Below are 11366 nucleotides of genomic sequence, written 5' to 3' on the forward strand. Positions count from 1 at the left end.
GCTGTCATGGTAGACGCAAACACGGCCGCTCGGCCAGTGCCGGCATTGCTGCCGGCCCTCGGCGCGATGACCGCGCTGCAGGGCGCCTCGTCGCGCTGGCCTTGTTCGCCCCCGGCGTGGTCGCGCCGCGCGCGCATATCGAGGTCTGGCAGCTCTCGATGTTCTCATGCGCTGTGTTCGCGGTCGGCATCCCAGCCTCGTTCTGGGGCGGCGGCTTCATCGCGCGCCTTGGCTCGCTGCGGATCGCGAGCCTCTGTGCGGCGGCCATCGTCATCGGCATGGCATTGGCTTCGCTCGGATCGAGCGCCGCCCTGTTGGCGGCGGGCCTCTGCCTCGGCCTTGCCATGGGGCCCGAGACGCCCGCCAGTGCCGCGCTGCTGGCGCAGCTCGTAACCGCCGAGCGGCGCGCCTTCGTGTTCTCAGTGCGTCAGACCGGCAACCAGATCGGCGCGGTTTGCGGCTCGCTCGCACTGCCCGCGATCGCAATCTCGCTCGGACCGGCCTGGTGCTATGCGCTTGTAGGCGGCTGCGCGCTGCTCGCGATCCTGTTGTTCGAATGGTTGCGGCCAGCCTATGCCGGCAAGGTGATCCCTCCGCCAAAGCTCGATTTGCGCGCGCGGCTGGCGCTGATGACGGCGGACCGGCGCATCGCGACGCTGGCGCTGGCCTCGATGCCGTTCAGCGCGATGCAGGTGTCCCTCAACACGGTCTTCGTCACGCTCGGCACCCGCGAGCTCGGCCTCAGCCATATCGAGGCCGGCATGGCGCTCGCCGGCGCGCAAGCCGGCGGCCTCGTCGGCCGGCTCGGCTGGGGCTATGTTGCCATGCGCCTCGATGCTTCGCGCACGGTGCTCATCGTCATCGGCCTTGGCATGGCCTTCTGCGCCGCGCTGCTGGGCCTCAATGGCGCATCGCTCGGCCGCAGCGGGCAATTCATCGTTGCCGCATTGTTCGGTCTGACGGCGTCGGGCTGGAACGGCGTCTTTATCGCCGAGATCGCCCGCCTCGCGCCGCAGGACCGGATCGGCGAGACCACCGGCGCGGTGCTGACAGCGTCCTATGCCGGCCTGCTGGCTGCGCCGGCGCTGGTATCGATCCTGGATGGCGTGGCCAGTCTCGGCGTGGCCTTCTTCGTCTTGGCGTGCCTGGCCCTGTGCGGCACATTGGCGCTGATCTGGGGAGGCCATGACAAAGCCGACGAATAGCGCGCGCGAGACCGCTGCCGACGTCATCGCGAGGCGGACGACCGCTGTCGAGACCGCCAAGGCCGCCCTCGACCGCATCGAGGCCGCGAAGGCCTTGAACGCGGTCGTCACGGCTGATCCCGAACGCACGCTCGCCGATGCCACAGCCGTCGATGCTCGCCTGCGCGCCGGCGAAACCATGCCGCTCGCCGGCGTCCCCGTCGTCGTCAAGGACAACATCTGGGTCGGCGGCTGGCGCGTGACGCAGGGCTCGCGCCTGTTTGCGAACTTCATCGCGCCTCAGGACGCGATCGCGATCGAGCGCCTGCGCAAGGCCGGCGCCGTCGTCGTCGCCATCGGCGCGACGTCCGAGTTCGCCTGCAAGGGCGTCACGACCTCGCAGCTGTTCGGACCGACGCGGCATCCGCTCGATGCCTCGTTGACACCCGGCGGCTCATCGGGCGGCCCGGCCGCGGCCGTCGCTGCCGGCCTCGTGCCGCTCGCGATCGGCACCGATGCCGGCGGCTCCAGCCGCAGGCCGCCGGCTCATGTCGGCGTTGTTGGTTTCAAGCCGTCCTATGGCGCGATCCCCTATGGGCCAGGTTTCGCCGAGCCGTTCTTCGGCCTCTCCGTCATTGCACCGATCGCCGTCGATGTCGCCGACATCGCGCTGGCGTTCGAGGCCATGGCCGGCTTCGATGGACGCGATCCGGATTCTGCCGTCGTTGCGCAGCAGGCTAAGGACATCACCGGTCAGCGCATCGCGTTCTCGCCGCGCCTTGGTCTCGATGTCGCGATCGAGGACGTCGTCGCGAATGGGCTCGCCTCCGCTGTCGACCGGCTTTCCGCGGCAGGTTTGCGCATCACGCAACGCGATCCCGTTTGGCCGGCAAACACCACGGAGGACGCCATCATGCCGCTTCAGCATGCGGGTCTGGCGGCGCTCTATGGCGATACCTTCCACAAGGATCCGACTGTCTTCGATCCCGATGTCGCCAAGCAGATCGAACGAGGTCTTTCCTGGTCGGGTGCGGAAGTTGCCGGCGCGCTGCTCGCGAGCGCCGCGATCGCCAATGCCTTCGCGGCTCTCTTCACCGAAATTGACCTGTTGCTGACACCCACCGTCCCGTGCCTCGCGTGGCCGCTGACGCAGCTCGGCCCAGACATGATCGGCGGAAAAGCCGCAAGCCCGCGTGCCCACGCGGTGTTCACGCCCTTTGTCAATCATGCCCGCCTGCCAGCGATTGCGATTCCGTGCGGAACGGATCGGCACGGGCTTCCATTCGGCCTTCAGATCATCGCCGCGCGCGGACAGGACCGCTCGCTCCTCGCAGCAGCGCAAGAGATCGAGACCGTCTTGCGAGCTTAAGTCCCGCCGTCGACCGGTATCAGTCCAGTGTCTCTCTCTTTCAAGTCTGCGGGACCGCTCCCTCGATCGACCGCTCCATCGAGGCATGGTGTACGACGTCTCCGACAATGATCCTGCAGAAGTTCAGGGTGAAGCGACCGTAGAGGGCGCCGAACCCGGATCCGAGGATGCGAAGCGATGGGAGGCGCCGAGAACACGAGCGATCTCGAACAATCCCATGACCTCGTGGTGTGCCAGTGCCGAGTGAATGCCGAGCAGCGGCAGCAACAGGGCCTGCAGACCGACGCTGCTCATAACGCCCTCGCTTCCGGGCGGGGCAGCGGCTGAGATTGCGCGAGACGAGCACTCCTCCACTGGTATGGCGTATTGCCGGCGAAGCATTTGAACACTGTCGTGAAATGAGCCTACGTCTGGAAGCCGACCGTCAAGGCGACCTCGACGAGCGGGACGTCAGCCCGCTGCAGCAATTCCTGGGCGCGCTCGATCCGCCGCTTCAGCAAATAGTCGTGCGGCCGCATGCCGACGGCTGCCCGGAATTGCGCGGCGACGTGCATCCGGCTCAGGCCGGCAACGGCGGTCAGCTGCGGAAGCGTGACCTTCGCGTCCGGATTGTCGTCGATATATTGCATGACGCGCTTGAGGCGCCACTTTTGCAGCGATCGCACTGTCCAGCAGGCTTGCCCTTCGCGATCGCCCTCAGCCGGCTCGAACTGGCCTCGTCCGTCCACCGTCCGCCGGCTGGCCTTGCGGGTCAGCATGGCGCGGCCTTGGACCAGGCCGCGAAAGCGGCGAACTCCGGATTTGCGCGGGCGAACGTCTTGATCGCCTCCGGATCCTTCTTGCCGGCAGCAACCAGCAGGTCGTGAAACGCCTCCGGCGTGGACACCGCAAAGATTGGAGGGTTGATCAACGCCATTCGCCACTCCTCTCCGTCCGCCGCCGATATCTGGAGCCCCATGCCGCGCACGCGCACGGCTGCGTCCACCGCGTTCGGATCGGCCGTGCCGAGATTGAAACGACCTAGGACCGGATGGCGGCCCGGCGCGAACACCTTGGCGCGGGACAGCTCGACACCATTTCCGTTCGCTTCGAACACGCCGGTGAAGCCAAAGCGGCTCGACATCGCCTATGGCAGCAACAAGCGAGCCGCGCCCGGAGCACCCGGGAAGCTGATCGCGGTCGAAGGCGCCGACCATTTCACCATTCTCGAGGCGCTGCGCCGGCCGGACGGCATTCTGGTTGACGCCGCTCGGCGACTGCTGGACTAAAACTGCGAAAACAACCCCATGCACAGTAGAAACGCCGTTGTTTTCAAAGGAAAATTTTCGAAGACCGATCGACACCGCCACCGCTTTGACTCGTCGGGCAAAACAGGAGCATAGTGCCATCATCGCACCGGCTGCCGCTCCTGCATCTCAATCCAGATTTGCTCGCCAGTGCTATAGATCATCCGCCGCCCGCCTCGCGATCAGCGTTCGCCTCAAATGGCGGGCAGGCGCCCCGCGTGCGCGTATGGAACACCACGGCACGAGCGGCGTTCAATTTCGAAGTTGGAGCTTTAAGATGAAATATCGATTGCGCGCTGCTACCGCCGCTCTCGCGATCATGGCCTTTGCCGCCTCGAGCGCCGCGGTCGCGCAAGATCGCTATTGCCTGCAGGGCCGGATCTGGGGCTATCCGGGTAACTGCCAGTTCGCCAGCTACAGTCAGTGCATGGCGAGCGCATCGGGAACGAACGCCTATTGCGGCATCAATCCCCGCTACGCCTATGCGCGTCGTTACAGGGGATACCGGTGATCAGCCCAGGCCTCCACATCGGCAACAGGCGCCCGTCTTGACCGATCCTACAGCAGAGCCGAGCGGCGCGACGGCAGCAGAGCGCCCTCTCACCGCCATCGCATTCTCCGGCGGTCTCGGCCTCGGTGCGTATCATGGCGGTGTGTTTGAAGCGCTCACCTCTCTTTTGTTGCCGATCGTGGGTGACCGGTTCATCGGCAGGAGCCATCACCGCCGCACTGATCGCGGGGAGCCCGATCGCCGAGCGGCTGCGCAATCTGCGCAGCTATTGGCATGCGCCAAGCAGTCCACCCGGAGTGCCGAACGCGGGCCGCCATACGTTCGCCTGGCTGAGCTCGATCAACACGCGCGTGCTGGGTCACTCGGGCTTCTTCCATCCCCGCCTCCCGATCCCGACATCTCACTTCGGCGGCCTTTACGATCTCAGCCCGACCCGCGAACGCCTTCAGCGATTGATCGATTTCGGACGTCTGAACGACGGCGATCCGCGCATCACGATCTGCGCCACGGACCTGGAAAGCGGCGATGCCGTGCTGTTCGACTCCTCCTCGGAGCGGATCGAGATCGACCACATCCTGGCCAGTTGCGGATTGCTCCCTGAATTCGCTCCGATGCAGATCGCCGGCCGGTGGCTCGGCGACGGCGGGTTCTCGCTGAACGCGCCATTCGATCCGATCCTCGAAACTGCGCGCCCGCTCCGCCTCTATGTCATCGATCTCTTTCCGCGCGACGGCAAAGTGCCCGATGGGCTCGAAGCCGCGGCCGAGCGCAAGAGCGACCTGACCTTCGGCAACCAGACCTTCCAGCGCCTTGGCTACGCCTTGGAGGCCCGACAACTCCGTGCCGAACTTCAGGACCTTGATTACGACGACGAGGTCTATCTACTGAGCTACCGGCCCGGTCGCGAGGAAGCAGGCCCCGAAAAATCCTTCGATCTGTCGGAGGAGGCCATGGCGCAACGCTGGCGGGCCGGCTTTCAGGACATGCAGTATGCCGCACGCCTGGCCCCGATCCCGAACGGGATCTGCAGCGTGCGGCGGCTTTAGCGATTGTCTCTCAGCGGCCGGGGAGCGAGCTGCTCTCTATGTTTCGGTCGAGGCGCTGGCGAATGTCGCGCAGCAACTGCGTGAGACCGTCATCGTCGGCCATGCCGTCAGGCGGGGCAATGGTGGTGATGCCCCAGTTCGCGAGCACAGCCTCCTGCACCGGGTTGCGCTGCGCGACGAACACGAAGGATTTCGGCCGGTCCTGGCTATGCCCAGACTCGTCCCAGATCTGCCAGATCCGGTGCAGCAGCAGCCGGATATTGGGATCGGACATGCTGTATCCGATGAAGAGCAGCGTGCTTCCGAGCGCATCGGCGCGAAACCGGATATCGAGCGGGGAATTGAAGGCGAGCCGATTGAGAAAATCAGTCTCGGTCAGAACGAGCGAGGCGTCGTCGTCGAAGTCGCCGTGGAACTTGATGATGTGGGTGACACCCGCCTCAGCGCTCGCGATCTCCTTCGCGTTGCTGATCTTCGTGTAGGGTTTTTTCAGGACATCGAAGGCGGTTTCGAGATTGCGGTCGTAATTTGTCGTGTAGATGATCGGAAAATCCAGCTCGACGATCATCCGGTGAAGCTCTGAAGCCGCGATCCTCTCGGGATCGACACGCCAATTGCGGTCGAGCCAGCTGCGGAGCGGGCCGATTCCGCCGCGCTTCAGCCGGTAATATTCCGCGAGCATCTGGTAGCCGCCGTGCATTCCGTCGATCACGTTGCGTTCGAGACCGAGATCGTCCAACAGGTGGTCGATCATGGATTGCCAGGACGGCAGGCCGACCGCCATCGAGACGCCGGCGCCGACGAACAGGACCGCGCGGCGTCGCTCGATCGCCGTTGCTAGGATCTCATGAGGCGGTCGCTCCTCGGATACGAGCCCTGTGGTTGGCTGGTCCATCCAGCTTGAATGACTGGGCGGGCGGCGGGTTCCTAGAGCGGGACCACTGCTCATCCGCTTAGCGGCGAAGACTTTCCTCCGGTTGCGCCGCAAACCCGACGATCAGGCGCCGGAGCTGCGACGCGCCGCTCTGCTGAGCCCGAATCTCACAACCATGGAGATCTCTCGATTGGATGCCGGACATATCGGCATCCCGATCATCCGCTAGCATCCCTTGCAGATGCTTTTGATCTTTCGACCGACATCGGAGTCTCGCGAGCTCTCCGACCGAATCTGGTCGTCGCCCTGCAGCGAAGGACCGGGCGTTACCGTGCCGTCGATACGTCCGATGTTGGTGCCTCCCGCTGGGTTGCCGGGTCTCCCCACGGTGATCGATCCCCGTGGGGCAGCGCCATCGCCAGATTGGGCGGTTCCGGCCGCGTTGGTTCCGGGAGCTGTCGGTCCTTCCGATAGGGTGCCGGCAGATGTGCTACCCGTGGCGGTGGCGCCCATGCTTGCTCCTCCGTTAGCGCCTCCCTGCCCCGAGACGGCGCCTGTCGAAGTGGTCGCCAGGGCAACGAGCAACATGAGACCCCAATTCGTTATTCGCATCGAATTTCTCCGGGTTGATCGCTCTTAGCTCCCGTGGCGATCGCCACCCGCCTTGTGACCTTCGCGTTGTAACCTTCACGTGGAGCAATGAAGTTGGCAGCGGGATCGTTCCCGAGCCGATCGTCGCAGCGCGAAGGAATACAATGGCGCAAGGAATCTCGAAAAGGCCGGATCGATGCGAGCGGCCGCCAGTCGCCTGGAGCGTTGGCAACTCGAATGCGCGCCAATCCGGTGCACGCTCCTACAAGCTGTCGAGATCATGAATGACCGGCCGCAGCGGGCCGCTCGGATCGAGCTCGAGCGTCGCCAACGTAATTGGCAGCTTGAACCGCCTCTTCCCTGCACTTCCCGGATTCAAGTAGAGCACGCCTTCGGCGATCTCGATCCGCACGCGGTGGGAATGGCCTGAAACCACGACGTCGATCCCAAGCTTCGCAGGATTGATCGTCAGCTCCTTGAGGTCGTGCAGGATGTGGAAGCAGCGGCCGCCGAGCCGCAGCGTTTGCGTTTCAGGAAAACGTTCAGCCCACGCGCCGCGATCGACATTTCCTCTGATCGCGGTGACCGGCGCGATCCGGCAAAGCCCGTCCATCACAGCCTGGGCACCGATGTCGCCGGCGTGGATGATGTGCGAGACGCCCGCCAGACATCGCTCCGCCTCCGGCCTCAGCAGTCCATGCGTGTCAGCAATGACCCCAATCCTGAACGTCATCAATGCAACACGTCCAGCGGTATCCGGCCGATTTCTTCACCATCCTCGTTCGTGACGAGAATCGAGAAATGACGGCCCTTGAGCTCAGGACGTTGCTCGAGCAGGCGCCTGGCAATCTGTTCGGCAACATCCATGGCTTTCATGTCATCCGGCAACTCGGCACCTCCCTCGTCTGCCACGATTTTGGAATCCACCAAATCGAAATGATAGCGCGGCACGTCCGGCCCTCGGGCTTTCCCGCAGGAACGCCCGGTCTTAAACCTCGTTCCGGCGTGGGAGCCATCTGCGGTTCTGCCAACAGGAACATTCAGTCGGCGGCAAGCAATACGTCATGACCGTCGACGGAGGCCATGGCTCATTCGGCACGAAGCTCGGCGACTACGTCCGGGCCTACGCGTTGCCGGAGCGGCGGCAATAGCCGTGCGATGGCGTCAAGCGCGGCGTCGCCGCATTCTCCCGGAAGGTCCAGACGCGCGTCCCGCCTTCGATGCCGCGAGAGCCAGGCAAGCAGCGATCCCGAGCACGGCCAGAACTTTGCTGATCACGTCAGCGGACGGAATTTGCTTCCGCGCCAGCCAACCGCCGTCAACCGATTTGCCTTGCGAACCAGCTTCGATCAAGGTGCCTTCGCTCACCGGTGCAGGACGCGCGCGCGACAGCAGCCAGCGGAATGCAGCTCCGAGGATGTTCTCGGTGATCTCTGGCGCAATCGCATAGGCCAGCTGGCCGGCGCGCGCCGGCCACCCCACCGCCACCTCGTCACGGGGCGCGCGGACGAGGTGCACGAATGTCTGGGCCACGTCCTCGGATTGATAAAGCAGCGGCCCCGGATCGAGCCGCCGCCCGGAGGTGTTGGCGCCGTGGACGAAACCCGGCGTATCGACGATGGCGGGGAAGACACCGCAAACATGAATATTGGGATGAGCCCTGAGCTCCTGACGCAAGCTTGCGGTGAAGCCGCGCAGGCCGAACTTGCTGGCGGTATAGGCTGCGGCAAAGGGCGTCGGCGCCCAGCCGCCAAGCGAGATGTTGTTGATCAGGACACCGCGGTTCTGGCGGAGGAAGATCGGAAGCACGGCGTAGGCGCCATGCATCGTGCCGAGCAGATTGACCTCGATCGTCCGGCGATGAAGCGCGATATCGGCATCCTGATAGGCCCCGAACACGCCGGTGCCGGCGTTGTTGATCCAGACGTCGACGCCGCCGAACGCGTCTTCGGCCGCTCTGGCCAGTCGCTGCACCGCCTGCGCCTCCGTGACGTCGGTCGGCACCGCCAAGGCCCGGCCTCCGAGTGCCTCACATTCGCTGGCAAGGCGCGTAAGGACGTCGCCGCGACGTGCCGCCAGCACCACAGTGGCTCCGTTGCGGGCAAAGGCCAGCGCCGCGGCACGGCCGATCCCGCTGGAGGCGCCGGTGATGACGACACGCGTGCCGACCATCCGCCCCGGCTCGGGTCCCGAGACGCTCGCGGGAAGCAGCCAGCGCAGGGATCGCCGCAGGCGCGCGGTTCCCTGTGCTTCGAACCAGTCGCCATGCGCGAAGATCACCCGCTCCGGAGACAGCTTCACGAGCCGCTCGGCCGCAGCCTGCGCCGAACGGCCGCCGAGGCGCAGCAGAAGCCGCAGATAGACCGGGGCCTTCCCGTCCGGCTTGGCAATTCCGAGCAGGTTGGCCGCGGCTGCATTCAGCGCGCTGAGGTGACGGAGATTGAGGTTCTGCACGAGATCGGTCAGAACCAGCGTCCGGCTTCGCCGGTCAAACAACTCGACCTCGGAGAACATCGGAGCATTCACCCACACAGTTTCGAGGTCGGCGGTCCATTCCCCCGGCGTCGTGTCGCCGAGCTCGCGATCGATGCGAAGGCCCGCCGCCCGAACTTGCTTGCGCGCCGCAAGGCCGCGCGCGGCAAAGGTCGTGGCCTGTGGCAGCTGTCTTTGCCATTCGGGCAGGAACATCCAGTGAGCGATGTTCGGCGCCAGCAGGTACCGGATCGGCCCTAGCCGCTCCAGCTCATGGCGCAGATCCGGCGCATATCTCACCGGCGAATGCAGCACGAGGTCGCCGTTCGACAGGCGGATGACGGTCATGCGCACGGGTAGTTGCAGACCGGCGGCGCTGATCGGCTTGTCGTCCAGGATCCAGATGTCGTTTGTCACTCGCGACAGGCTGGCAGTCGACACGCCGGCGTCGGAACTTTGCATGAGCGTCTTTCCATTGCGAGGACTTTGCTCCAAATCGCGTGGGCGACGCTCGTTCCTCGTCAAGATCTTGTAAATCAGATCGCCGCTGCTCTCGCTCGTTCCGCTTCAAGGCGCGCCCGCAGCGCGTTGCGGACTTCGGCGATGACATTGCCCCAATCGCCCGGCAGTCTTTGGTGAAACAGCCGCAGGCTCGGATACCAGAACGAATGCGCGCCGGATTGAGGCCAGCGCCAGTCGCAATCGGCATGCAGCAAGACCCAGGCCTCGCATCCGAGCGCGCCAGCAAGGTGCGCGACCATGGTGTCGACGCAAATAAGGAGGTCGAGCTGCCGCAGGCGATGGCCGAGGGCCACGATATCGGGCGTGCTGATCTCTAGCGCTCCGATCGCCATCAGCTCTTCGGCGCTGGCGCCGCGCTGGAGCGAATAGAGCGTCACGCCCGGTCCGGCGAGACTGCGCAACAAGGCGGCCGGAACCTCCCGCCGCTTGTCCCAATCGCCGACTTTCCAGACCAGGCCGAGGGCCAGACCTTGCTCTCCCCGGAGCGGCGGAACGACAGCTGGAGGCAACGCCAGGTAAGGAACGCGCATCTCGACCTGATCCCGTCGCGCCCTGATGGCGTGCGGCACCTCCATGATTTCGATATCGACCTCGAAATCGACCTCGGGCGCTCCATCATGCAGCGAGATCGCGCGATCGACGCCCGTGGCGCCCCCGGCCAGCGGCAGCAGCTCGGGTTGACTCCACAGGGTGACGCTGCGCGCAATCTCGCGAAGCGGGCGCATGAAGCGCAGGAACTGGATGGTGTCGCCGAGTCCGTGATAGCAGCGCACCAGCACGTGCTTATCCTTCAGATCCTCGCCGCGCCAGATCCGCTGGAGATGCCGCGGGCCGGTGTGCTTGGGCGGATGTGCAGTCTCCAGCAGATCACGATCGTTGATCGTCCAGGCGCGCGCGAAATCGCCCGCCCTGATCGCCTGAGCCCAACCACCCGCCATTTCGCGCAGTCGCTAGTGTCGCACGAATTTGTGGAATCGGCTGAGCTTGCCGTCCTTGGTTCGGTCCTGGTGCAGGAACGCAATGCCGGCTTCATCGAATTTTTCGAAGAACTCGTCCCAGCTGATGCGGTCCAGCCCTTCGTCTGGCGGATCGAAATCGATCCGCAGGATTCCGGCGTGGCCATCTTCTTCCGACGCTTTCACGGTCGCCGGTTTCCCGCCGCGCTCTTCGGCCCATTTCCGGATGACATTGTGATCGGTGGTCTGCTGGGCTTCAATATTCTGCGCCTTGGATGTCATGTCACACCTCGCTTACTGGCCGGGCGATGAGCCCGGCATCGCATCGAACCATCGGCCGACAAACGCGGGCCGAAGCGATTTGTTCTTTCGCTCGGATGTGAAGCAGCCTCGCGACGCGAGCATCATCTTCTTCATCTTCATCATGAAAGCTCTTCGTTCCCTGCAGGCGGCCGGGGATTCTATCCCATGTTAAGCTCGTCGCATTTTGTCGGCTTGAATCGCTCGCGACGCGACGCTCGGCATCTTCCTGCCAGGAACGAACATACCTTCCGC

At 64.7% G+C, this 11366-nt stretch carries 12 protein-coding genes and 2 pseudogenes; 5 read left to right on the forward strand and 9 right to left on the reverse strand.

Annotation, left to right across the window (positions count from 1 at the left end):
- The first annotated feature begins 6 nt into the window (after positions 1–6).
- Both P6U29_RS26430 and P6U29_RS26435 read left to right on the forward strand, forming a co-directional pair.
- Positions 7–1205: pseudogene (locus P6U29_RS26430) on the forward strand (MFS transporter).
- Positions 1186–2553, forward strand: coding sequence for an amidase (locus tag P6U29_RS26435; RefSeq protein ID WP_407113012.1), 1368 nt, complete (start codon positions 1186–1188; stop codon positions 2551–2553). The pseudogene P6U29_RS26430 and the gene P6U29_RS26435 overlap by 20 nt, the downstream one beginning before the upstream one ends.
- A 123-nt stretch (positions 2554–2676) precedes the next feature.
- On the opposite strand, the gene P6U29_RS26440 is transcribed toward P6U29_RS26435, so the two are convergent.
- The 3 genes and pseudogenes from P6U29_RS26440 to P6U29_RS26450 form a co-directional block, all read right to left on the reverse strand.
- Positions 2677–2847 carry a hypothetical protein gene (locus tag P6U29_RS26440; protein WP_407113013.1) on the reverse strand — a complete coding sequence of 57 codons (171 nt, stop codon included), beginning with the start codon at positions 2845–2847 and terminating at the stop codon, positions 2677–2679.
- A gap of 110 nt (positions 2848–2957) precedes the next feature.
- Positions 2958–3311: a helix-turn-helix domain-containing protein gene (locus P6U29_RS26445; protein WP_407113014.1), complete on the reverse strand. Its 354-nt coding sequence runs from the start codon at positions 3309–3311 to the stop codon at positions 2958–2960.
- Positions 3311–3658 (reverse strand): annotated as a pseudogene (locus P6U29_RS26450) (catalase); the annotation flags it as partial. The gene P6U29_RS26445 and the pseudogene P6U29_RS26450, both read right to left, overlap by 1 nt.
- On the opposite strand from P6U29_RS26450, the gene P6U29_RS26455 reads away from it, so the two are divergent.
- From P6U29_RS26455 to P6U29_RS26465, 3 genes are all read left to right on the forward strand, one after another.
- The gene (locus P6U29_RS26455; RefSeq protein ID WP_407113015.1) at positions 3654–3821 is read left to right on the forward strand and encodes a hypothetical protein; all 168 of its coding nucleotides are present in this window, start codon (positions 3654–3656) and stop codon (positions 3819–3821) included. The pseudogene P6U29_RS26450 and the gene P6U29_RS26455 sit on opposite strands and share 5 nt — an antisense overlap.
- 295 nt (positions 3822–4116) lie before the next feature.
- The gene (locus P6U29_RS26460) at positions 4117–4350 is read left to right on the forward strand and encodes a DUF3551 domain-containing protein (RefSeq protein ID WP_407113016.1); all 234 of its coding nucleotides are present in this window, start codon (positions 4117–4119) and stop codon (positions 4348–4350) included.
- A 182-nt stretch (positions 4351–4532) separates the two neighbouring features.
- Entirely contained in the window at positions 4533–5396 is an 864-nt protein-coding gene (locus tag P6U29_RS26465; protein ID WP_407113017.1) for a patatin-like phospholipase family protein, read from the forward strand.
- A gap of 10 nt (positions 5397–5406) precedes the next feature.
- Here P6U29_RS26465 and P6U29_RS26470 read toward each other — a convergent pair whose 3' ends face one another.
- The 6 genes from P6U29_RS26470 to P6U29_RS26495 all read right to left on the reverse strand — a co-directional run bounded on the left by P6U29_RS26470 (position 5407) and on the right by P6U29_RS26495 (position 11093).
- Positions 5407–6291, reverse strand: coding sequence for an SIR2 family NAD-dependent protein deacylase (locus P6U29_RS26470; RefSeq protein ID WP_407113018.1), 885 nt, complete (start codon positions 6289–6291; stop codon positions 5407–5409).
- An 832-nt stretch (positions 6292–7123) separates the two neighbouring features.
- Positions 7124–7594, reverse strand: coding sequence for a metallophosphoesterase family protein (locus tag P6U29_RS26475; protein WP_407113019.1), 471 nt, complete (start codon positions 7592–7594; stop codon positions 7124–7126).
- Positions 7594–7812, reverse strand: a complete 219-nt coding sequence (locus P6U29_RS26480; RefSeq protein WP_407113020.1) for a DUF6894 family protein — start codon at positions 7810–7812, stop codon at positions 7594–7596. The genes P6U29_RS26475 and P6U29_RS26480 overlap by 1 nt, the downstream gene beginning before the upstream one ends.
- 213 nt (positions 7813–8025) lie before the next feature.
- On the reverse strand, positions 8026–9795 hold the full coding sequence (locus tag P6U29_RS26485; protein ID WP_407113021.1) for an SDR family oxidoreductase: 1770 nt from the start codon (positions 9793–9795) through the stop codon (positions 8026–8028).
- Between the two features lie 74 nt (positions 9796–9869).
- Complete coding sequence (locus P6U29_RS26490) at positions 9870–10793, reverse strand: hypothetical protein (protein ID WP_407113022.1); 924 nt, start codon at positions 10791–10793, stop codon at positions 9870–9872.
- Between the two features lie 12 nt (positions 10794–10805).
- Positions 10806–11093 (reverse strand): hypothetical protein, encoded by a 288-nt coding sequence (locus P6U29_RS26495; protein WP_407113023.1) that lies wholly within the window; start codon positions 11091–11093, stop codon positions 10806–10808.
- Positions 11094–11366: the final 273 nt, after the last annotated feature.

It is taken from the genome of Bradyrhizobium sp. LMG 9283 (assembly GCF_045571415.1).
GTDB lineage: Bacteria > Pseudomonadota > Alphaproteobacteria > Rhizobiales > Xanthobacteraceae > Bradyrhizobium.

Excerpts from the sequence above, each read along its gene's own strand:
- P6U29_RS26460 (WP_407113016.1), top strand. The coding sequence starts at position 4,117 with ATGAAATATCGATTGCGCGCTGCTACCGCCGCTCTCGCGATCATGGCC.
- P6U29_RS26445 (WP_407113014.1), bottom strand. The coding sequence starts at position 3,311 with ATGCTGACCCGCAAGGCCAGCCGGCGGACGGTGGACGGACGAGGCCAG.
- P6U29_RS26485 (WP_407113021.1), bottom strand. The coding sequence starts at position 9,795 with ATGCAAAGTTCCGACGCCGGCGTGTCGACTGCCAGCCTGTCGCGAGTG.
- P6U29_RS26440 (WP_407113013.1), bottom strand. The coding sequence starts at position 2,847 with ATGAGCAGCGTCGGTCTGCAGGCCCTGTTGCTGCCGCTGCTCGGCATT.
- P6U29_RS26475 (WP_407113019.1), bottom strand. The coding sequence starts at position 7,594 with ATGACGTTCAGGATTGGGGTCATTGCTGACACGCATGGACTGCTGAGG.
- P6U29_RS26490 (WP_407113022.1), bottom strand. The coding sequence starts at position 10,793 with ATGGCGGGTGGTTGGGCTCAGGCGATCAGGGCGGGCGATTTCGCGCGC.
- P6U29_RS26435 (WP_407113012.1), top strand. The coding sequence starts at position 1,186 with ATGACAAAGCCGACGAATAGCGCGCGCGAGACCGCTGCCGACGTCATC.
- P6U29_RS26470 (WP_407113018.1), bottom strand. The coding sequence starts at position 6,291 with ATGGACCAGCCAACCACAGGGCTCGTATCCGAGGAGCGACCGCCTCAT.
- P6U29_RS26495 (WP_407113023.1), bottom strand. The coding sequence starts at position 11,093 with ATGACATCCAAGGCGCAGAATATTGAAGCCCAGCAGACCACCGATCAC.